Source organism: Rhizobium sp. KNZ2-6A, from assembly GCF_056755475.1.
On the sequence record NZ_JBNDIC010000025.1, the window covers coordinates 55,352 to 75,194 of the forward strand.

The following is a 19,843-nucleotide window of genomic DNA, read 5'->3' on the forward strand; positions in this document are numbered from 1 at the left end:
TTGCTTGGAATTTGATTCCGCATGAAAACGCCGCCCCAGCTTGAGTAGCTGGGGCGGCGTTTTTCTGATTCCAGACGTTCTTTCTACTTCGCAGATTTGCGCTAATTCGCGCCTATCGTCAGCTCAGCGACGAAATCATAGGCATCGCCGCGATAGAGCGATCGCGTGAATTCCACAGCGCGGCCGGAACCCAGATAGGAGATACGTTCGATCGAGAGGCCGGCGGCTCCCACGGGAACGCCGAGCAGCCCGGCATCGGCCTCTTTCATGTTGGTTGCGGATATGCGCTGAACGGCGCGAACCGGGCGCACCTGCCGCTTCTCCAGCTCCGCATAGAGCGATGTCGTCACGACAGACGGATCAGGCAAGAACTCACCGGAGACGCTGGCATGCTCGATCGCGAGCGGCTGATCGTCGGCAATGCGCAGGCGGCTCAGACGCGATACCTTGGTGTCGGCTGCAAGGCCGAGAATCATCATCTCGTCCGGGGAGGGCGTGTGCACGCCCTTGTGGAGCCATTCGGAACGAGCGGTCATTCCGCGTCTCGCCATGTCCTCGGTAAAGGACGTCAGTTGCGACAGGCGTTGCTCCACTTTGGATACCGGCTTTGCGACGAAGGTGCCGGAACCGTGGCGACGCACCAGAATGCCTTCGGCGACGAGATCGTCGATTGCCTTGCGCACGGTAACGCGGCTGACCGCGGCAAATTCGGCAATGTCACGCTCCGGCGGAAGCGCGTCGCCATGCTTCAGCCTTCCGACCTTCACAGCCTCTTCCAGCGTGCGCCGCAGCTTGACATAGAGCGGACCCGTGCCGCCTCCCAAAAGGCGCTCCGGCGAGAAGATCGCGCTCAAATCTTCGGTCATGCCCTGTATCCCTCTCCACCCTGCAACAATTTTGCTGCCAGCTCCACGGCGCCGCGCAAGACATCGCCTTTGGGTTCGGCGAGAATTGCCTTGTGCCGTTCATCAAGCCAGGGACGATAGGCCTGGGCAAGGCCGCCGAGAAGGCAGATCGAAGGGCATTCCGGCCAAAGCAATGCGTCAAGGCTGTCGGTTATGGATCTCGCCGCCGTCCTGACGATATCGATGGCGACGACATCCTCCAGTCCGGCATATTCGAACACGATCGGGGCGTAGCGGGCGAAATCCTTGGGTTTCGATACGTGCGCAAATTCGACGACCCGTTCCGGATCATTGCCATATTCGGCCATGATCGATGCCGTCAGCGCCGAGCCCGTCATCACTCCATCATGCGTCAGAAGAGCTCGTTCGAGCAGGTCGCGGCCGAGGCGTGCGCCGCTGGCCTGATCGCCGATGACGAAACCCCAGCCGCCGATCCCCCAGCTCTTGCCATCGCGGCGGGCATTGTAGACGGAGCCAGTGCCGAAGGCGCCGATGATCCCATCGGCGTCGCCGAGCGCACCTTGAAGCGCAATCGTCGCATCGGTGACCACGCGCGTGCTTGCAAAGGGCAGGGCACCTTCGACCCGTTTGCCATAATTACCTACATTGGCTCCGGCGGTTCCGATGACCGCAGGTAGTTTCCGCAGAAGTTCCGGGTCCAGCTTTGCATCGATCAGCGCCTGCTTTGCCGAGGCGGCGATGTGGATCAACGAATTTTCCAGGTCGGAGAGGATATTGGCCGCGCCCGCCTTGCCGGTGCCGAGCACTCGCCCGGTGCCGTCTATAACGGCTGCCCGACAACTTGTCCCGCCGCCGTCGATACCAATTGCAAACTGCCCCATCATGCCTCCGGATGCCGCATGTTCCCCGCTTTTTCATACAATACCAAAAAAATACCATTTACCAATAGGCGATGCGCTCATTTTTCTTGGCTCGTATCCTACTGAAATACATAGAATAATTTATTTCCGTCGATATTTTTATATCCGAAAGTTAAAATCGGCTGGACAATTGGTATTTTTTTGGCCTTAATTCGTGACAAGGGAACAATACGAACGGACATCGGCAAAGCCGGCAAAAGAACAACAGTCGGTAGGTATGCCTCAAAGGCGTGCGCCGTTGTCCCGACCGTTCGGATCTGGAGGATCTCGCTTCGGCGTTCGTTATGAATTTCCCGCTTGGTTCTTGCAGCGTCTCCGCTTAGGTGGCGGCGGGCGGCAATTGATCCGGCTGATCAGGCGGAGTGCCTCTGAAGCCTTTTGTATGGGGGGTCGGCAATATTGGCGGTCCCTGCGGAGCGCTGACCGTTTCCTCGGACAGGCCAGCGGATTTCAGATCGAAAACAGCGCCTTGCCATGGCGCGGAAAACAGGAGAGGGAAATGAAAACCAATGTTCTGAAAGGCTTGCTTCTTGCATCCAGCCTGCTGACCTCGGTCAGCCTGGCGCATGCGGCCGACGTGACGCTGACGGTTGAAAGCTGGCGTAACGACGACCTGCAGATCTGGCAGGAAAAGATCATCCCGGCTTTCGAAGCAAAGAACCCGGGCATCAAGATCGTCTTCTCGCCGACGGCTCCGACCGAATATAACGCATCGCTGAACGCCAAGCTCGATGCCGGCTCTGCCGGTGACATCATCACCTGCCGTCCATTCGATGCATCGCTTGACCTCTTCAACAAGAAGCATCTTGTCGATCTCACCAAGCTGAAAGGCCTGGAAAACTTCTCTGCCGTCGCCAAGGCCGCATGGTCCACCGACGACGGAAAGTCGACCTTCTGCGTGCCGATGGCGTCCGTCATCCACGGCTTCATCTACAACAAGGACGCCTTCGACAAGCTCGGCCTGAAGGCGCCGGCGACGCGCGACGAGTTCTTCGCTGTTCTCGATAAGATCAAGGCTGACGGCACCTACATTCCGCTGGCCATGGGTACGAAGGATCTCTGGGAAGCCGCAACCATGGGCTACCAGAACATCGGCCCGAACTACTGGAAGGGTGAGGAAGGCCGCAAGGCTCTGATCGCGGGCAAGGAAAAGCTGACGGACGCGCCGTGGGTCGATCCTTACAAGGAACTCGCCAAGTGGAAGCCCTACCTCGGTGACGGCTTCGAAGCTCAGGGTTACGCTGACAGCCAGAACCTCTTCACGCTTGGCAAGGCTGCGATCTATCCGGCCGGCTCCTGGGAAATTGCTCTCTTCAATACCCAGGCGCAGTTCAAGATGGGCGCATTCCCGCCGCCGGTCACAAAGGCTGGCGATACGGCTTATATCTCCGACCATCCGGATATCGGCGTCGGCCTGAATGCCAAGGGCAAGCATCAGGAAGAAGCCAAGAAGTTCCTGAGCTGGGTCGCTTCCGACGAGTTCGCCAACATCTACGCCAACTCGCTGCCTGGCTTCTTCAGCCTGAACTCGCATCCGGTAAAGATGAGCGATGCACTTGCGCAGGAATTCGTCTCCTGGCGTGACAATCACAAGTCGACCGTTCGCTCCACCTATCAGATCCTGTCGCGCGGTAAGCCGAATCTGGAAAACGAGACCTGGACCGAATCCGCAAACGTGATCAACGGCACGGATACACCGGACGATGCTGCCAAGAAGCTCCAGAAGGGCCTCGACAGCTGGTACAAGCCCGGCAAGTAAATAGCTGCATCATGCGGGCGAGGGACCTTACGGGCTCCTCGCCCTTTTCATTGTTTGATAATCGAACCGGCGATCGCCTCGCCATTGCATTCGACACGCCCGACGTCGTTTCCTTCCGGCTTGAAAGCCGGGGCAGCGGGTGGATTTGAACCTTAGAGCTGCTGCGTCGGCATGCAGCCAAGAAAAACAGGCAGAAAGCCATGAGCGACGCCGCGACATCAGATGCCCTTGAGGTCATGCCGATCAGGCGTACCAAGCGCTGGCACATCCTCGTTTTCCTTTTTCCTGCCTTTGTCGTTTATACGGCGGTTATGATCCTGCCGCTGATAGAGACCTTGCGGCTGTCGCTTTACAACGTCGTCGACAATCAGCCGGTCTTCGTCGGGCTGAACAATTTCAAGGTTTTGTTCGGCGACGAACGCTGGTCGCATGATTTCTGGAATGCGCTGCGCAACAATCTGATCTTCTTCGTCATCCATATGTGCGTGCAGAATCCGATCGGTGTCGCGCTGGCTGCACTCCTGTCGCTGCCGAAGCTGCGCTTCGTCGCCTTCTATCGCACGGCCATCTTCCTGCCGACGCTGCTTTCCTTCGTCGTCGTCGGCTTCATCTGGAAGCTGATCCTCTCGCCGCTCTGGGGTGTTGCGCCAGAGCTTCTGAATGTCATCGGTCTGAAATCGTTTTTCGCCCCGTGGCTTGGCAGGCCCAGCACGGCGCTGATTACCGTCGCGCTGATCTCGGTCTGGCAATATGTCGGCATTCCGATGATGCTGATCTATGCCGCCTTGCTCAATATTCCGGAAGAGGTGATCGAAGCCGCCGAATGCGATGGCATTACCGGATGGAGCCAATTCTGGAAGATCAAGTTGCCGCTGGTGCTGCCGGCGATCGGCATCATCTCGATCCTGACTTTCGTCGGCAATTTCAACGCGTTCGACCTGGTCTATACCGTGCAAGGCGCATTGGCGGGACCGGATGGATCTACCGATATTCTCGGGACGCTGCTCTACCGCGTCTTCTTCGGCTTCCAGCTGCAGCTGGGGGACCGCTCGATGGGCGCCACGATCGCGACGGTGATGTTCCTCATCATCCTGGCCGGCGTCTCCTTCTATCTTTTCATCGTCCAGCGGCGCATTCGCCGCTACCAGTTTTGAGGAGCGCGACCATGTCCAAGGCACGCACTTCGCTTGTCCGCACCGGCCTCGTCCATCTGGCGCTCATCGGCTATACGCTGGTCGCCATTTTCCCGGTGTTCCTGACCGTCATCAACTCCTTCAAGGATCGCGCGTCGATCTTCCGGGCGCCCTTGAGCATCCCGACGCTATCCTCCTTCAGCATGATCGGCTACGATACCGTTCTGAAGCAGGGTGATTTCCTGACCTATTTCCAGAACAGCTTCGTCGTGACGATCATCTCGATCATTCTGACCCTGCTGTTCGGGGCGATGGCCGCCTTCGCGCTGTCGGAGTATCGTTTCCGCGGCAACACAATCATGGGTCTTTATCTGGCGATCGGCATCATGATCCCGATCCGGCTCGGCACGGTCGCGATCCTGCAGGGCATGGTTGCCGCCGGCCTCGTCAATACGCTGACGGCTCTGATCCTCGTCTATACCGCACAGGGTCTGCCGCTCGCGATCTTCATCCTCTCCGAGTTCATGCGGACGGTTTCCGACGACCTGAAGAATGCCGGCCGCATCGATGGCCTCAGCGAATACGCGATCTTCTTCCGTCTGGTCTTGCCGCTCGTCCGCCCGGCCATGGCGACGGTTGCCGTCTTCACCATGATCCCGATCTGGAACGATCTGTGGTTCCCGCTGATCCTGGCTCCGAGCGAGGCGACAAAGACGGTGACGCTCGGATCGCAGATCTTCATCGGCCAGTTCGTCACCAACTGGAATGCGGTGCTGGCGGCGCTGACGCTCGCCATTCTGCCGATCCTCATCCTTTACGTCATTTTCTCGCGTCAACTCATTCGCGGCATTACCTCCGGAGCAGTCAAGTGAGCTCATCCGAAAAGCCGATCCGCGTTCTCGTTGCCGGCCTTGGCAATATGGGCCGCAGCCATGCGCTGGCCTATCACAACAATCCGGGCTTCGAGATCGTTGGCCTCGTCAACCGCTCTAGGCCGGAGCTGCCCGAGGAGCTGCGGAGCTATACGATCCATCCGGATTTCGAGACGGCATTGAAGGAGCTGAAGCCGGACCTCTGCTCCATCAATACCTATTCCGACAGCCATGCCGATTTCGCCGTCATGGCCCTCGAAGCCGGCTGCCACGTCTTCGTCGAGAAGCCGCTGGCAACAACGGTCGAAGATGCCGAGCGCGTTGTCGCGGCCGCGCAGAAGGCCGGCAAAAAGCTGGCGATCGGCTATATCCTGCGCCACCATCCCTCATGGATGCGGCTGATCGCCGAAGCGCGCAAGCTCGGCGGTCCCTATGTCTTCCGCATGAACCTCAATCAGCAATCGAGCGGCCCGACCTGGGAGACGCACAAGGCATTGATGTGCACGACCTCGCCGATCGTCGATTGCGGCGTGCATTATGTGGATGTGATGTGCCAGATCACCGACGCCAAGCCGGTCGAGGTGCGCGGCATGGGCTTGCGGCTGTCGGAGGAGATCAAGCCGGACATGTATAATTACGGCCATCTGCAGGTGATCTTCGAGGACGGTTCTATCGGCTGGTACGAGGCCGGCTGGGGTCCGATGATCTCTGAGACGGCTTTCTTCGTAAAGGATGTGATGTCGCCGAACGGATCGGTGTCGATCGTCATGGATCAAAATGCCAAATCCGACGATATCGACATGCACACCAAAACGTCGGTCATCCGGCTGCACAGCGCCGAGACCGGGCCGAACGGCCAGTTCATCCGGCCGGATCAGGACCTGCACATGGATGGCGAACCCGGCCATCAGGAGCTCTGCGACTTCGAGCAGGCCTTCATGCTGAAGGCCATCCGCGAGGATCTCGACCTCAATCGCCATATGGCCGATGCCGTTCAATCGCTGCGGATATGCCTCGCCGCCGATGAGAGCGTGCGCACCGGCAAGTCTGTTTATCTATAAGGACAAGAGACAGTGGGATCGCTTCAACTGAAATCCATCCGCAAGGCCTATGGCTCACACGACGTGCTGAAGGGCATCGACCTGGAAGTGAAGGACGGTGAGTTCGTCATCTTCGTCGGTCCTTCCGGCTGCGGCAAGTCGACCCTTCTGCGCAGCATTGCCGGCCTTGAAGATGTGACCGCCGGCGCCGTGCTGATCAACGGCCAGGATGTGACCGTGACGCCACCTGCCAAGCGCGGCATTTCGATGGTTTTCCAATCCTATGCGCTCTATCCGCATCTGACCGTCAAGGACAATATGGGGTTGGGTCTCAAGCAGGCCGGAACGCCGAAGGCCGAGATCGACAACCGGGTCGAGAAGGCTTCAAGCATGCTCTCGCTTGCGCCATATCTCGCCCGGCGCCCGGCCGAGCTTTCCGGCGGCCAGCGTCAGCGCGTCGCCATCGGCCGCGCCATCGTGCGCGAGCCTGAGCTTTTCCTCTTCGATGAGCCGCTGTCGAACCTCGATGCCGCACTGCGCGTCCAGACGCGCCTGGAAATCGCCCGGCTGCATCGCAGCCTGAAGGCAACGATGATCTACGTCACCCACGATCAGGTCGAGGCGATGACGCTTGCCGACAAGATCGTCGTGCTCAACGCCGGTGCGATCGAGCAGATCGGTTCGCCGATGGAACTCTACAATCGCCCGGCCAATACCTTCGTTGCCGGCTTCATCGGCTCGCCGCAGATGAATTTCATTCCCGCCGAGCGGCTCGGTCAAAGCGGCGCCAAGACCGTCGGCATCCGTCCCGAGCATATCACGCTGTCGCGCGATCAGGGTTCGTGGGCGGCCAAGGTCATCCACGTCGAGCATCTTGGCGCCGACACGATCATCTATCTCGAATCCGAAGCCACCGGCCTTCTGACCGCGCGCCTCTTCGGAGAACATAAATACGAACCGGACGAGATGGTCTACGCAACGCCGGATGCGAACCAGATGCATCGCTTCGATGTAAATGACAAGACGATCCGGGCGTAAGCCGCCTCGTTGAGGCGAAGCGGCAAGCTTCGTCTCGGCTGCCCTCCTGCCGCATGAACGTTGCGATTGGTCATTCGCCATACGGCTTTGAGGGATCGCCTATTGCCAATGCAGCCCGTTCTATGACTTGGCCGATGTGGCTGGAAAGGGCGGGATCTGAGACGGCGCGAGCAATAGTGACGCCGCCGCTGAGCGTCGCAAGGAGAAGAATTGCCCGATCCTCCGCCGTCACTTCGGTAGAGTTCGCGCTTTCTGGTAATCCGGCGGCGACATCCGCGATGAGTTTTCTCAATTCCGATGTATAGACGCTGCGTGTTTCCTCGTCGGCGCGCATCACATCGGGGGAAAGGCTCGGCAGTGCACAGCTGTCGCCGAGATCGCAAGTCCGCTTGTAGCCGAGATAATAGCTGGCGAGAGCCTTCAGCCAGTCTCTTGGCTGATTCTCCCTGAGTGCCAAAATCCCTTGGCGTAACTCTTCCAAGCCTTCCACGACGGCCGTGCGAAACGCTTCACTCTTGGACTTGAAGTGTCCATAGAAGGCGCCATTGGTAACGCCGGCCGCCTTCGTCAGCGCATCGATACCTGCACCGCCGTAACCCTCCTTTCGAAACACCTGCCCCGCAGCCGCGACGACCCGTGTCCGGGTCTCTTCCTTATGTTCGGCGCTGTAGCGCATTGTCGTCTCCATTAAGAGTGATCTCTCTTTATCGCTTGCATAGAGAGTAATCGGTGTGTATCGTTAAAGAGTGATCGGTATATATCAATTACCGCCGCAGGTCCAACAAGGAGATGTTTCATGCCCATTACGCTCACCGTACCCGAAGGATTGCTTTCGTCTCAAGCACAGGCGCAGGCTTTTGCCGGCTTGACCGATGCAGTCCTCGATGTTGCCGGCTTGACCGGGAATACCTTCATGACGGCCAATGTCATCGGCACGGTCAACGTGCTACCCGTCGACCATGTGTTGGCAGCAGGAAAGCCCGTCGCCGCAGCCTTTGTCGAACTTAAATTGCCCGAGATCGCACTTGCGACGAGCGAAGCCAAACGCGCCTTTATCGAAAAGGCGACCGATGTCGTCGAGCGGGCAGCCGAAGGGCGCATCAAACGCGAGCACATCTGGTCGAACATCGTTTATGCGCCGGAGGGAGCTTGGGGCATTGCGGGGCAGAGCTATAGCAACGCGGATCTGGTTGGAGCCATCCAGAACGCTGCAATGTCCTAAGCAGAGGCTTATACCCATTAAGATGGCGGCGTTAACATCAATGATGGACAGGCGCGCGTACGCCACCGTCGTCTGACAGCAACAGGAAGGCAGGACATGCAACTCGCCAATTATCTGTTTTTCACAACGCATTGCGAGGAAGCGCTTGCCTTCTACACTGCCTGTGGGCTTGGCCAAGTCACGCTGTTGTTGCGGCACGGTGCGCATGGGATCCCGCTCGTTGATGAGGCGATGCGGGGCAGGGTGATGCATGCGCGGTTCGAGGGACCGGGCGTGCTGTTCTTCGCATCCGACAATCACGACGCGGAGCCGATGCGCGGGTCTGCCCATATGCTTGTTATGGATGATCGCGACAGCACCGACAGGATTTTTGCCCGATTGGCGGAAGGCGGCAAAGTGACGACACCGCTCGCCGTCCAGCCATGGGGTAGCTATTACGGCAAGCTGACAGACCGGTTCGGCGTGCAATGGATGGTAGATCACGCGCAGTAGGAGATATTGATTGGCATGAAGCGCTAGATAAATACTCCAGTCGTCCGGACGAATTCATGTGGCTGTCATGAAGCTACGCTATCTTGAGCTCAGTCCACTCCAACAGCGAGAGCATCATGACGAGCGCAGCGACAACTTACGCCACCTGGCACAAGGACCCTCAAGGCGATACCGCAATGGCGGAATCGCACAGCCCCTATTGGCGGCACTTCATCGAGACGGTGCCGGAGCGGGATTTCTCCTCGAAGACCGTCCTGGATTTCGGCTGCAATCGCGGCGGCTTCCTTCGCTTGCTCTATGGCATGCGGCCATTCCGGCGCGGCGTCGGCATCGATATTGCTTCGGAGTCGGTCGCTGCGGCTGTCGCAGCCGTCGGCGGTATGCCGCTGCAGTTTCATGTGACGACCGATTTGTCGCCCTTTACGGATAGCTTCGATATCGCTTTCAGCTATGAGGTGATCTATCTGCTGCCGGAGCTGAAACAGCATGCCGAGGGGATGTTCCAAGCCATGCGGAATGGCGGCGTCTACTATGCTGTGACCGGTTGCCACAATGAGATGCCGCTCTGGCCGAAATGGCTTGAGCTCATCGGCAACAACAGCAATGCGCCGATGCAGGATCGGTCTCCACAGGATTATATCGACGCATTCGTCGCGGCGGGCTTCGACGTATCCGTCAAGCGTTTCGGCTACGATGGCTTTGTGCATTCATCGAAGGACCGCAAATATTATCCGAGCATTCTCGATGCCTTGAGCTATCCGGCCGAATACAAGCTTTTGTTCCGGCTCGAGAAGCGCGTCTGACATGGAGACGATCGATCGAAAGGCCGGCAGTGCCCTCTGGCATCAGATCGGGGAAATCCTGGCGGCTGATATCGCTGCCGGGACTTTCGCGCCTGGAGAGAAATTGCCGACCGAGCCCGAGTTGATGCAGCGCTTCGGCGTCAGCCGTTTTACCGTCCGTCAGGCGCTGGGGCATCTGGAGCAGCGTGGACTGGTTCGCGCCGAGCAAGGGCGAGGGACGTTCGTCCATAAGGGCGTGCTCGACTATTCGCTATCCAGGCGAACGCGCTTTTCAAAGAACCTGATCGAACAAGGTTTCGAGCCGGGCGGCGAATTGCTCGTTCACGAGATCGTGGCGGCGACGGAACGCGTCGCTGCCTATCTGAAACTCGCGGTCGGCGCAGCGGTCATCCATCGACGCGGCTTGATGACCGCCGATGGCATTCCGGTCGAATTAGGCGATTCATATTATCCGGCCGAGCGTTTTCCCGATTTCGACAAGGCCCGGCTGAAATATGAGACGATCTCCGCGGCACTCGCCAGCTACGGCCTCGCCGACTACGAACGGCTGTCGACGGAGATCGAGGCGCGGATGCCGACGGCGGAAGAGGCGCGGCTCTTGCGGCAGCCGAAATCCGTGCCGCTGCTCATCACCCGCAAGTTGGACGCGGACGTGAATGGCGTGCCGATCACCTATTCGGAGTCGATGTGGTCGGCCGAGCGCATCACCTTCAACGTGGATCTGCGATAGCGGTTTGGGGCGGTATTGCCGATAGCTCAGGCCAAAGCGTTCGCCCACGCCCGCCTCACCGGTGAGAGAGAATATTGACCACCTTGCCGAAGGGGTCGCGGACATAGAAGCGGCGAACGCCCCAAGGCTCGTCCGTCAGGTCATACAATATGCCGAAGCCAAGAGATGTGGCGCGCTGATAAAGCGCATCGACATCGTCGACCTCGATCGAGAGATCGGGGACGATCGTGCCGGAGCCGCCTTCGCTGGCGACGCTGATCTGCGGCACCGTTGCCGCTTCGGAGGCGAAGGTGACGATCCAGCCGTGATCCATGACGACGTCGAGACCGAGCAGGTCATGGTAGAAAAGGCGGGCGGTGTCTGGATCGGCGGCGGGCAGGTTTGGGACGATGCGTAGGACGGTCACTGACGTTTCTCCCTCGTGGACATGGAGGCGGGCTTTCACCGCGCCTCCACCAATGCTGGCTCAGACCGTGACTGCGGGAAGCAGCTTGGCGCGTTCACCAAGAATATGGCGGCAGGCGCTCGCTACTTCACGGCCCTTGATGATGAAATGTTCCTTGAAGAACTGAATATGCGCTTCCGACTCCTGGAAGTGATGCGGTGTCAGGACTGCCGAGAGGATCGGCACGCCGGTGTCGAGCTGAACGCGCATCATGGCATCAAGAACCGTGTTGGCGACGAATTCATGGCGATAGATACCGCCGTCGACAACGAAAGCGGTGGCAACGATTGCGGAATAACGGCCATTGCGGGCGAGCGTCTGCGCGTGGAGCGGAATTTCAAGCGCGCCAGGGACGTCGAAGATATCGATCGGCGGTGCGCCTTCCGTCGTCTGCCATTCGGCAACGAAGGAGTCGACCGAACGATCGACAATGTCGGCATGCCAGCGGGCCCGAATGATCGCAACGCGGCTCGGCTGGGTAGAAATCGAAATGGTCATGAATTTGCCTTTCAAGGGTTGTTGTCAAATATCCCTTGGGCGAACACGCATGAACGCGACGCTCCCCGCGCGGAGGAGGTGCGACCCTGCTTGCTCTCTTCCATCCGGACTATACCGTCGGCTCCGGCATCTCACCGGATCTGCTGACCCTTCCGAAAACCGGAAGGCGCTCGCGGGCTCGAGGAAACTCCCCATACCGCCGGTGGGGAATTGCACCCCGCCCTGAGAACGCGTGGACTATAGATGCTTTCGCTTGTGGAAATCAAAGAAAAACACCGGGCTTTTGACCCGGCGTTTGCGAATAATTTTTCAAATTTTCCTGCGGTGCAGCGGCGTGCTCAATCCTGAATGACAAGCAGATCGGAGGAGGCGAAGCGCAGCGTCACCTTCTCGCCGACGCTTGGAGGCATCATGCCCGGGCTGTTGAACATGTCGAAGGAAATGGTGTTGCCGGCGACATTCATGCGGGTGCGGATGACCGAACCCAGGAAGTGTGCAGAGGAGACTTCGCCCGTCAGAGCGGTATCGCCTTTGGCCGATTCGGCCAGCGAGCCGGCCTCCGGACGCAGGGCTAGCGATACAGTGTCACCAGGTTTATAGGCGGTGACCGATTGCTTAAGCGTGACATCCTGGTCGCCTATCATGATGCGGTTGCTGACCGGATCGACGACCTTGCCTTCGATCAGGTTCAGCGTGCCGACGAAGGAGGCGACGAAGCGGGTGGCCGGGGTGTTGTAGATTTCGAACGGCGTGCCGATCTGGTCGGCGCGGCCAGCATTCATGACGACGATGCGATCGGAGATCGACAGGGCCTCTTCCTGGTCGTGCGTGACGAAGACAGTGGTGATACCGAGCTGCTGCTGGATGGCGCGGATTTCCTCGCGCAGCGACACGCGGATCTTCGCATCCAGTGCCGAAAGCGGCTCATCGAGCAGAAGAACCTGAGGTTTGACGGCGATGGCGCGGGCAAGCGCCACGCGCTGCTGCTGGCCACCGGACAGCTGGTAGGGATAGCGGCTGGCGAGATGATCGAGCTTGATGAGAGCAAGCATCTCCTTGACGCGCTTGTCGATGTCGGGCTTCGCCATGCCGGCAACCTTGAGGCCGAAGGCAACATTGTCGTGCACAGTCATGTTCGGGAACAGTGCGTAGGCCTGGAACACCATGCCGATGTTGCGCTGGTTCGGCTTCAGCGACCGCTGATCCTTGCCGTTGATCGTCAAGCTGCCGGCGGTCGGGGTCTCGAAGCCGGCGATCATGCGCAGCACGGTGGTCTTGCCGCAGCCCGACGGTCCGAGGAAGGAGACGAATTCTCCCTTCTCGATTTGCATATTGAAATCATGGACGACTTGAATATCGCCGAAGGACTTCTTGATGTGGGTGAGTTCGAGAAAAGCCATGGTGAGAAGCCTTACGCCTTAATCGGAGCGGATTTTGAGAAACGGGAGACCAGCTGCAGGAGGGCCATGCTGAGCCAAGTCACAGCGAGCGCGATGATCGCCAACGCTGACGGCTCATAGGCCTTGTTGGCGCCGACAAGCTGCATATATGGCCCGAACGCCGGACGGTTGAGCAACGACGCCATGGTGAATTCACCCATGACGATCGCGAGTGTGATGAACGCTCCGGAAAGCACCCCGCTCATGACATTTGGAAAGATGCATTTGAACATGATGGTTGTCCATTTTGCACCAAGGCTTTCGGCTGCTTCCGTCAGCGTGCCGATATCGATGGTACGCATCGCCGTATCGACCGAACGATACATATAGGGCAGCGACAAAACAATGTAGGAACAGACAAGCAGAATGTTCGTCGTGGAATTATAGCCGGTCAGCGGCAGGATCGACGACGAATTATAGAGGCGGAGATAACCAAAAACGATGACGATTGCGGGAATGACCAGCGGCATCAGTGTGATGAATTCAACCAATGGGCGAAGTTGCGGCAGTCGCAGTCGCACCCAATATGCGGTTGGCACGACGAGAAGCATGCCGAAGATGATGGTCAGAAGTGCCATCAACATCGAGAAGCCGAAGGCGGTCAGGAAGCTGAAGTCCGAAAAGACCGAAGCATAGGCATCGAAGCTGTAGGCGCCGCGCCGCATGCGCAACGAAAATTCCAATGTACCGATGAGAGGCACGAGGAAATAGATGAGGCCGATGGCAACCGCGATCCAGGCAAAGAGTTTTTGCAACTTCATTTCTGCCACCGTTCAGCGCGTATGCGCATCAAGATATAGATGACGTTCGATATACCGGTGATAACGATCATGCCGAGCGCCAGCGCATAGCCGAGATTGGCGTTATGCAGCACGTCGCCGCGGATCTGCGCATAGAGCACGATCGGAACGATATTCAGTGAGCTGCCGGTGAGCGCAATTGCGGTCGCGATGGCGCCGAAAGAATTGGCGAAGAGCAGCAGCGTCGTGCCAAGCAGGCTGGGCCACAAGATCGGCAAGGCGACCATCAACCAATATTGCCTGTTGGTTGCACCGAGAATGGCGGCAGCTTCGCGCCATTCCTTCTTCATGCCGTCGAGTGCCGGCGTAATGATCAGTACCATCAAGGGAATCTGGAAGTACATATAAGTGATGGTAAGGCCGAGGAAGCTCAAAAGATTGAAGCCGGTCGAATAAAGGTTCAAACCGAAATGAGCGAGCAATATGGTGACCAGGCCCTGGCGGCCTAGCGTCGCGATGAACGAGAAGGCCAGCGGCACGCCGGCGAAATTGGATGCCACGCCCGAGAAGGTCAGGAAGGCGTGGCGGATCCAGGGAGGAAGACCGCCAAGCACGAGTGCCCAGGCAAGGTAAAAACCTATGATCGAACCACCGAGCGCCGAAGCGACCGAGATTTTGATACTGATCCAATAGGCGCTCATGATCGTCGGCGTGAACAGGTCGGCGATATTCTTGAGCGTAAAGCTTCCATCCGGCGTCAGAAAAGCGCCGGCGACGAGATAGATCGTCGGCAGAATCAGAAACAGCAGCGCGAAGATCAGGAAAGGCGCTATGCCCAGCCAGTCGACAACCACACGTTTGGTGATCAGGGGAGTGGTGCTGATCGTTGATGTTGTCACGGTGCTCATGATTGGCCCAATCCGCGGCGTCAAAAAACGGAAAACCTCCCCACCGAAGCGGGGAGGTTAGGTCAGCTGTGATTACTGTACGTTCGAACCGACGACAGAGTCCCACTTGGTGGTGATGGCGGTCTTGCCAGCAGCCTGTTCATCGAGCGTCGGGAAGATAGCCTTTTCATAAGCGGCAGCCGGCGGCAGCTTGTCGAGAAGTTCCTGCGGGACCTTCTTGTTCTTTGCCAGATCGTTGAAGCGGATCGGGTGGCAATAACCCTTCAGCCAGCCGATCTGGCCTTCGTCGGAATAGAGGAACTCCATCCAGAGCTTGGCAGCGTTCGGATGCGGAGCGAAAGCCGAGATCGCCTGGACGTAGACGCCTGCGATAACGCCCGAAGCCGGAACGGTGACGTCAACCGGCGGGTTGCCGTTCAGGCTGTCGCGCCAGGAGAGACCGTTATAGTCCCAAGCAACGACGATCGGCGTTGCGCCCTGAGCAAGCGAAGCGGACTTGCCGATGACCGGAACGAAGTTGCCAGCCTTGTTCAGCTTTGCGAAGTAGTCGAGACCAGCAGCGCCGACTTTGGCGGCGTCCTTTTCGCCGGCGGCAAGGCCAGCGGCGTAGACAGCCTGAACGGCCTGGTTCGAGGTGCGCGGATCGCCGGCGAGCGAAACGGTGTTGGCGTATTCCGGCTTCTGCAGGTCGGCCCAGTCCTTCGGCGGGTTCTTCACGACGTCCTTGTTGGTGACGAAGGAGAGAACGCCGTAGTAATCGCCGTACCAGTAGCCTTCAGAGTCCTTGGCGCTATCCGGAATGGAATCCCAGGTGGAAACCTTGTAAGGCTGCAGCAGGCCTTCCTTCTTGGCGGTCGGGCCGAAGGAGAGACCGACGTCGATGACATCAGGAGCCTGCGGGCCGGTGTTGCCCTTGTTGGCGCGGATTGCTTCGACTTCATCGCCCGAACCGGCATCCGGATTCAGTTCGTTGACTTCGATGCCGTACTTTGCCTTGAACGCAGCGATGAGATCGCCGTAACCGCACCAGTTGTGGGGCAGGGCGATCGTGGTCAGCGTGCCTTCCTTCTTGGCAGCGGCGATGAGATCGGCGCTCGGCTCCGCGGCCGCAATCGCCGTCGAAGCGACGAGCATTGCGGTAGAGATGGTCAGAAGACGATGAATTTTCGAGGTCACTGCATTTCCTCCTTCTGGGTTTTCAGTGTCTGGCGTTGCTGTTAATGACGTAACATGAAGCTTGTGTGACGGTTTCAAAGCGTTGCGTTTGCTAATAACGAAGACGATTTTGCTTCTAATCAACAAGTATGACAGTCGCTGCATTTCACTTCGTTTCGCAAAACGTTATTTTATGCTTTCGCTTCCCTCTTAACTCAGTCTGCGAAACAATTTTGTCTGCTCAAAAAGACCTTCGAGCGTTTTCATGCGCTCGCTCGTTTCGTCCCACGTCGAGCTTTGAACCGCTTCGATCAGGGCCTCGACGATGAAGAGGGTAACGACCGAGGAATCCCAAGCGGAGGGCGCCTCGATCTGCACGCGAAACGTGTGTCGCGCATGTTTTGCTGCCGGTGTTGCCCACTGGTCGGTGAAGACGATGATTTCAGCGCCGCGCCGGCGGGCTGCCGCGGCCAGATTGACCATCTCCTGTTCGTAGCGCCTGATGTCGAAGATGACGAGCAGATCGCCCGGATTCATGTTCAGGACATATTGCGGCCAGGTGCTGGAATTGGAGGAGAGCAGCGTCGTGTTGGGGCGGATGACCTGCATATGGGTGAAGAAATATTCGGCAAGCGCGCCCGTGATGCGTCCGCCGACGAAATAGAGCCCGCGCTTTCGTTCGGATAGCAGCGTAGCGACGCCGTCGAATGTCGCTGTATCGATATCCGAAAGCGTCTGGCGCAGGTTGCTTATGATGGCATCGGCAAAGCGGTTGAGGATATGCGTGCCCGGCGCGTTCGATGCCCAGCGATCGTGCTTCGTCAGCGGGTTGGAGATAGTCGCCTCGACCTCTTGATGAAGATGGGCCTGGAAGTCCGGATAGCCCTTGTAGCCGAGTTTCTGCACCATGCGCGCGACCGTTGGCGTCGAAACGCGCGCATTTTCGGCAACCGTCGTGATGCTGCCAAGCCCCGAAACGGGATAATTGTCGAGCAGGCTCTTGGCGAGCTGCTTTTCGGCGCGCGTCAACGTCTCGAAGCGCGCGTTGATCACGTCAGAAACTGTCTTCGACGCAGTGTTCACTCGATTTTTGCTCCCCGGGAACGGTCTTATGCCGCTTCCCTGCAAGGATATAACAACGCTGTCATATTTCGAGTCAATGTCACAAATGAAGAAATAATTTCAGTTTTCGATTGACAGCGGCGAAAACCTGAAGAATTCTTTTCTTATAAAGATTTCATTAATTGGCAAATGGGGCGTCTCCGATGCTTGCGCAGCAAGGCATTCTGACGAAGGCGGATGGCGATTGCGTCGCGGTCGAAAGGCCGGACGGAAGCAGCGCGATTTTGCTTGTCTGCGAGCACGCTTCCCGCGTTTTGCCGGAACAGTTCGGGAATCTCGGGCTTTCCGCGGAGGCACTTTCCAGCCATATTGCCTGGGATCCGGGCGCACTGGCGGTTGCAAGAAGAATGTCCGCCGGCTTGAATGCGACGCTGGTTTTTCAGCGTTTCTCGCGCCTGATCTATGACTGCAATCGGCCGCCGGAAAGTGCCGCTGCCATGCCGGAAACGAGCGAAATCTATACGATTCCCGGTAATCAGCATCTGGGCGAGGCAGACCGGCAGGCACGCACGCAAGGCCTGTACATACCGTTTCATGACAGGATCAGGACCCTGTTGAAAGAGAGGGCCGCGCGCGGACAAGAAACCGTGATCGTGACAATCCACAGCTTCACACCGGTCTATAATGGCAAGCCTCGGGCGGTGGAGCTCGGCATTCTGCATGACGAGGACCGTTGGCTGGCCGATCGCATGCTGGACGCAGCGGCTGAAGCGCCGCTCTATCGGACCGAACGCAATCAGCCTTACGGGCCTGAAGACGGCGTCACCCATACGCTGAAGCTGCATGGGATCGCCAACAGCCTGCATAATGTAATGATCGAGGTCCGCAACGACCTCATTCAGGATGACGTCGGCCAAGGGGTCGTGGCCGATTATCTGACAGGGCTTATCCAGAGCAGTCTGGAAGTCTGAGTATAAGAGAAAAAGACCCCGGGGAGCAGTTCAACTGCGATCGGGCCGCATGGCAAGAGCCAGCGGCTCATGTGACACATGGTTCTCCGCAATCCCGCGGACGACCGGGCTTTAGGGGGAATGGCATGTCTGATTATTCAGAGTTAGACAAGAAGCAGGATGTTCAAATCCTGCACTCCATGGGCTACGCCCAGGAGCTGGAACGGCGCATGAGTTCATTCTCGAATTTCGCCGTGTCCTTCTCGATCATTTGCATTCTTTCGGGCGGCATCAATTCGCTTGCCCAGGCGACATCAGGCGCCGGCGGTGCCGCGATCGGCATCGGCTGGCCGGTCGGCTGCTTCATATCGCTGGTTTTCGCCATAGCGATGGCGCAGATCAGCTCGGCATATCCGACGGCGGGCGGCCTTTATCACTGGGGCTCGATCCTCGGTAACCGCTTCACCGGCTGGCTGACCGCCTGGTTCAACCTGCTTGGCCTCGTCACCGTGCTTGGCGCCATCAATGTCGGCACCTATTATTTCTTCGTCGGCGCGTTCGGCGGCTATTTCAACATGACCGACACCACGCTGGTGCGCATCCTGTTCCTGGTGGTCATCACCGGCCTTCAGGCGCTCGTCAACCATATGGGTATCGGCCTGACCGCGAAACTCACGGACTTTTCCGGCTACCTGATCTTTGCAACTTCCGTCGCCCTCGCGGTCGTGTGCCTGGTTGCCGCACCCTCCTATGATTTCGCCCGGCTCTTCACCTTCACCAACTATTCCGGCCTGGCGACGGTCGCCGCCGACGGTTCGGCAACGGGTGCGCCGGTATGGCCGCAGGTTTCGACCTTCTGGGTCTTTGCGCTGGGTCTCCTGCTGCCGATCTATACGATCACCGGTTATGACGCCTCGGCTCACACCTCGGAAGAGACCGTGAAGGCCGCCCATTCCGTTCCGCGCGGTATGGTCGCTTCGGTTCTCTGGTCGGCGCTGTTCGGCTACATCATGCTTTGCTCGTTCGTGCTGATGCTGCCGAATATGGACGACGCCGCCAAGCAGGGCTGGAACGTGTTCTTCTGGGCGATGGATGCCCGGGTCAATCCTATCGTCAAGGACATCCTGTACCTGCTGATCTTCATCAGCCAGTGGCTGTGCGGTCTTGCAACCGTGACCTCGGTTTCGCGCATGATCTTCGCATTCTCGCGTGATGGTGGCCTGCCGGCTTCCAAGGCGCTTTCCAGGGTCAGCCCGAAATACCGCACGCCTGTCGCCGCAATCTGGACCGGATCCGTCCTTTCCGTCCTGTTCGTCTGGGGCTCGTCGCTGGTCTCGATCGGCGATACGCCGGTTTACACCATCGTTGTTTCGTGCACCGTCATCTTCCTGTTCTTCTCCTTCGCGATCCCGATCACGCTCGGTCTCTTCGCATGGGGTACGGCAAAGTGGGACAAGATGGGGCCGTGGAATCTCGGCGAAGGGCTGTTCAAGCTGTTTGCCGTACTGTCGATCGTTGCGATGATCATCATCTTCGTCCTCGGCATTCAGCCGCCGAACGACTGGGCCGGTATCATCACCGTCAGCTTCCTCGTGCTGACCGGCATCGTCTGGTTCGGTTTCGAGCGCCGCCGCTTCAAGGGCCCGCCGATCGGCGATGCAATTGCCAAGCGCAAGGCCGAGATCGCGGCAGCGGAAGCCGCCGTCGGCGAAAACTGAGTGCGGGCAGATCTCTCCAACCACTGGGGTCGCAGACCTGCGGCCCTTTTTTC

The 19,843-nt window shown here is 58.4% G+C and carries 21 protein-coding genes and 1 riboswitch; of the genes, 11 read left to right on the forward strand and 10 right to left on the reverse strand.

The window, feature by feature from the left end; translation table 11 throughout:
- Positions 1–101: 101 nt before the first annotated feature.
- Positions 102–866, reverse strand: coding sequence for a GntR family transcriptional regulator (locus ACPYOP_RS18185; protein WP_481411766.1), 765 nt, complete (start codon positions 864–866; stop codon positions 102–104).
- On the reverse strand, positions 863–1,747 hold the full coding sequence (locus ACPYOP_RS18190) for a glucosamine kinase nucleotide-binding domain-containing protein (RefSeq protein WP_481411767.1): 885 nt from the start codon (positions 1,745–1,747) through the stop codon (positions 863–865). The genes ACPYOP_RS18185 and ACPYOP_RS18190 overlap by 4 nt, the downstream gene beginning before the upstream one ends.
- Before the next feature lie 538 nt (positions 1,748–2,285).
- On the opposite strand from ACPYOP_RS18190, the gene ACPYOP_RS18195 reads away from it, so the two are divergent.
- The 5 genes from ACPYOP_RS18195 to ACPYOP_RS18215 all read left to right on the forward strand — a co-directional run bounded on the left by ACPYOP_RS18195 (position 2,286) and on the right by ACPYOP_RS18215 (position 7,628).
- On the forward strand, positions 2,286–3,545 hold the full coding sequence (locus ACPYOP_RS18195; RefSeq protein ID WP_481411768.1) for an ABC transporter substrate-binding protein: 1,260 nt from the start codon (positions 2,286–2,288) through the stop codon (positions 3,543–3,545).
- Positions 3,546–3,745: 200 nt separating this feature from the next.
- Positions 3,746–4,699 (forward strand): carbohydrate ABC transporter permease, encoded by a 954-nt coding sequence (locus tag ACPYOP_RS18200; RefSeq protein WP_481411769.1) that lies wholly within the window; start codon positions 3,746–3,748, stop codon positions 4,697–4,699.
- 11 nt (positions 4,700–4,710) lie between these two features.
- Entirely contained in the window at positions 4,711–5,550 is an 840-nt protein-coding gene (locus ACPYOP_RS18205) for a carbohydrate ABC transporter permease (RefSeq protein ID WP_481411770.1), read from the forward strand.
- Positions 5,547–6,611, forward strand: coding sequence for a Gfo/Idh/MocA family protein (locus ACPYOP_RS18210; RefSeq protein ID WP_481411771.1), 1,065 nt, complete (start codon positions 5,547–5,549; stop codon positions 6,609–6,611). The genes ACPYOP_RS18205 and ACPYOP_RS18210 overlap by 4 nt, the downstream gene beginning before the upstream one ends.
- Positions 6,612–6,623: 12 nt before the next feature.
- Positions 6,624–7,628 carry an ABC transporter ATP-binding protein gene (locus ACPYOP_RS18215; RefSeq protein ID WP_481411772.1) on the forward strand — a complete coding sequence of 335 codons (1,005 nt, stop codon included), beginning with the start codon at positions 6,624–6,626 and terminating at the stop codon, positions 7,626–7,628.
- A 70-nt stretch (positions 7,629–7,698) separates the two neighbouring features.
- Here ACPYOP_RS18215 and ACPYOP_RS18220 read toward each other — a convergent pair whose 3' ends face one another.
- Complete coding sequence (locus ACPYOP_RS18220) at positions 7,699–8,304, reverse strand: TetR/AcrR family transcriptional regulator (protein WP_481411773.1); 606 nt, start codon at positions 8,302–8,304, stop codon at positions 7,699–7,701.
- A 120-nt stretch (positions 8,305–8,424) separates the two neighbouring features.
- Between ACPYOP_RS18220 and ACPYOP_RS18225 the strand changes: the two genes are divergently transcribed.
- The 4 genes from ACPYOP_RS18225 (at position 8,425) to phnF (ending at position 10,875) form a co-directional block, all read left to right on the forward strand.
- Complete coding sequence (locus tag ACPYOP_RS18225) at positions 8,425–8,850, forward strand: tautomerase family protein (protein WP_481411774.1); 426 nt, start codon at positions 8,425–8,427, stop codon at positions 8,848–8,850.
- A gap of 96 nt (positions 8,851–8,946) precedes the next feature.
- Positions 8,947–9,342: a VOC family protein gene (locus ACPYOP_RS18230; protein ID WP_481411775.1), complete on the forward strand. Its 396-nt coding sequence runs from the start codon at positions 8,947–8,949 to the stop codon at positions 9,340–9,342.
- Between the two features lie 116 nt (positions 9,343–9,458).
- The gene (locus tag ACPYOP_RS18235) at positions 9,459–10,145 is read left to right on the forward strand and encodes a class I SAM-dependent methyltransferase (RefSeq protein ID WP_481411776.1); all 687 of its coding nucleotides are present in this window, start codon (positions 9,459–9,461) and stop codon (positions 10,143–10,145) included.
- Between the two features lies 1 nt (position 10,146).
- Positions 10,147–10,875, forward strand: a complete 729-nt coding sequence (phnF, locus tag ACPYOP_RS18240) for a phosphonate metabolism transcriptional regulator PhnF (protein WP_481411777.1) — start codon at positions 10,147–10,149, stop codon at positions 10,873–10,875.
- A gap of 55 nt (positions 10,876–10,930) precedes the next feature.
- Here phnF and ACPYOP_RS18245 read toward each other — a convergent pair whose 3' ends face one another.
- The 7 genes from ACPYOP_RS18245 to ACPYOP_RS18275 all read right to left on the reverse strand — a co-directional run bounded on the left by ACPYOP_RS18245 (position 10,931) and on the right by ACPYOP_RS18275 (position 17,143).
- Complete coding sequence (locus ACPYOP_RS18245; protein ID WP_481411778.1) at positions 10,931–11,281, reverse strand: VOC family protein; 351 nt, start codon at positions 11,279–11,281, stop codon at positions 10,931–10,933.
- Between the two features lie 60 nt (positions 11,282–11,341).
- Complete coding sequence (locus tag ACPYOP_RS18250; RefSeq protein ID WP_481411779.1) at positions 11,342–11,818, reverse strand: 6,7-dimethyl-8-ribityllumazine synthase; 477 nt, start codon at positions 11,816–11,818, stop codon at positions 11,342–11,344.
- Between the two features lie 88 nt (positions 11,819–11,906).
- A riboswitch (FMN riboswitch) is annotated at positions 11,907–12,052 on the reverse strand.
- Positions 12,053–12,156: 104 nt separating this feature from the next.
- Positions 12,157–13,218: an ABC transporter ATP-binding protein gene (locus tag ACPYOP_RS18255; protein WP_481411780.1), complete on the reverse strand. Its 1,062-nt coding sequence runs from the start codon at positions 13,216–13,218 to the stop codon at positions 12,157–12,159.
- Between the two features lie 11 nt (positions 13,219–13,229).
- Positions 13,230–14,018, reverse strand: coding sequence for an ABC transporter permease (locus tag ACPYOP_RS18260; RefSeq protein WP_481411781.1), 789 nt, complete (start codon positions 14,016–14,018; stop codon positions 13,230–13,232).
- Entirely contained in the window at positions 14,015–14,905 is an 891-nt protein-coding gene (locus ACPYOP_RS18265) for an ABC transporter permease (protein ID WP_481411782.1), read from the reverse strand. The genes ACPYOP_RS18260 and ACPYOP_RS18265 overlap by 4 nt, the downstream gene beginning before the upstream one ends.
- 72 nt (positions 14,906–14,977) lie before the next feature.
- A complete protein-coding gene (locus tag ACPYOP_RS18270) occupies positions 14,978–16,081 on the reverse strand; it encodes an ABC transporter substrate-binding protein (RefSeq protein ID WP_481411783.1) in 1,104 nt (367 codons plus the stop codon).
- Positions 16,082–16,270: 189 nt separating this feature from the next.
- Positions 16,271–17,143 (reverse strand): MurR/RpiR family transcriptional regulator, encoded by an 873-nt coding sequence (locus ACPYOP_RS18275; protein WP_481411784.1) that lies wholly within the window; start codon positions 17,141–17,143, stop codon positions 16,271–16,273.
- A 182-nt stretch (positions 17,144–17,325) separates the two neighbouring features.
- Between ACPYOP_RS18275 and ACPYOP_RS18280 the strand changes: the two genes are divergently transcribed.
- Together ACPYOP_RS18280 and ACPYOP_RS18285 are read left to right on the forward strand one after the other, a co-directional pair.
- Positions 17,326–18,093 carry an N-formylglutamate amidohydrolase gene (locus ACPYOP_RS18280; protein WP_481411785.1) on the forward strand — a complete coding sequence of 256 codons (768 nt, stop codon included), beginning with the start codon at positions 17,326–17,328 and terminating at the stop codon, positions 18,091–18,093.
- A 125-nt stretch (positions 18,094–18,218) separates the two neighbouring features.
- The gene (locus ACPYOP_RS18285) at positions 18,219–19,790 is read left to right on the forward strand and encodes an amino acid permease (protein WP_481411786.1); all 1,572 of its coding nucleotides are present in this window, start codon (positions 18,219–18,221) and stop codon (positions 19,788–19,790) included.
- Positions 19,791–19,843 lie beyond the last annotated feature (53 nt).

Excerpts from the sequence above, each read along its gene's own strand:
- ACPYOP_RS18185 (WP_481411766.1), bottom strand. The coding sequence starts at position 866 with ATGACCGAAGATTTGAGCGCGATCTTCTCGCCGGAGCGCCTTTTGGGA.
- ACPYOP_RS18190 (WP_481411767.1), bottom strand. The coding sequence starts at position 1,747 with ATGGGGCAGTTTGCAATTGGTATCGACGGCGGCGGGACAAGTTGTCGG.
- ACPYOP_RS18195 (WP_481411768.1), top strand. The coding sequence starts at position 2,286 with ATGAAAACCAATGTTCTGAAAGGCTTGCTTCTTGCATCCAGCCTGCTG.
- ACPYOP_RS18200 (WP_481411769.1), top strand. The coding sequence starts at position 3,746 with ATGAGCGACGCCGCGACATCAGATGCCCTTGAGGTCATGCCGATCAGG.
- ACPYOP_RS18205 (WP_481411770.1), top strand. The coding sequence starts at position 4,711 with ATGTCCAAGGCACGCACTTCGCTTGTCCGCACCGGCCTCGTCCATCTG.
- ACPYOP_RS18220 (WP_481411773.1), bottom strand. The coding sequence starts at position 8,304 with ATGCGCTACAGCGCCGAACATAAGGAAGAGACCCGGACACGGGTCGTC.
- ACPYOP_RS18225 (WP_481411774.1), top strand. The coding sequence starts at position 8,425 with ATGCCCATTACGCTCACCGTACCCGAAGGATTGCTTTCGTCTCAAGCA.
- ACPYOP_RS18230 (WP_481411775.1), top strand. The coding sequence starts at position 8,947 with ATGCAACTCGCCAATTATCTGTTTTTCACAACGCATTGCGAGGAAGCG.
- ACPYOP_RS18235 (WP_481411776.1), top strand. The coding sequence starts at position 9,459 with ATGACGAGCGCAGCGACAACTTACGCCACCTGGCACAAGGACCCTCAA.
- phnF (WP_481411777.1), top strand. The coding sequence starts at position 10,147 with ATGGAGACGATCGATCGAAAGGCCGGCAGTGCCCTCTGGCATCAGATC.
- ACPYOP_RS18250 (WP_481411779.1), bottom strand. The coding sequence starts at position 11,818 with ATGACCATTTCGATTTCTACCCAGCCGAGCCGCGTTGCGATCATTCGG.
- ACPYOP_RS18255 (WP_481411780.1), bottom strand. The coding sequence starts at position 13,218 with ATGGCTTTTCTCGAACTCACCCACATCAAGAAGTCCTTCGGCGATATT.
- ACPYOP_RS18260 (WP_481411781.1), bottom strand. The coding sequence starts at position 14,018 with ATGAAGTTGCAAAAACTCTTTGCCTGGATCGCGGTTGCCATCGGCCTC.
- ACPYOP_RS18265 (WP_481411782.1), bottom strand. The coding sequence starts at position 14,905 with ATGAGCACCGTGACAACATCAACGATCAGCACCACTCCCCTGATCACC.
- ACPYOP_RS18280 (WP_481411785.1), top strand. The coding sequence starts at position 17,326 with ATGCTTGCGCAGCAAGGCATTCTGACGAAGGCGGATGGCGATTGCGTC.
- ACPYOP_RS18285 (WP_481411786.1), top strand. The coding sequence starts at position 18,219 with ATGTCTGATTATTCAGAGTTAGACAAGAAGCAGGATGTTCAAATCCTG.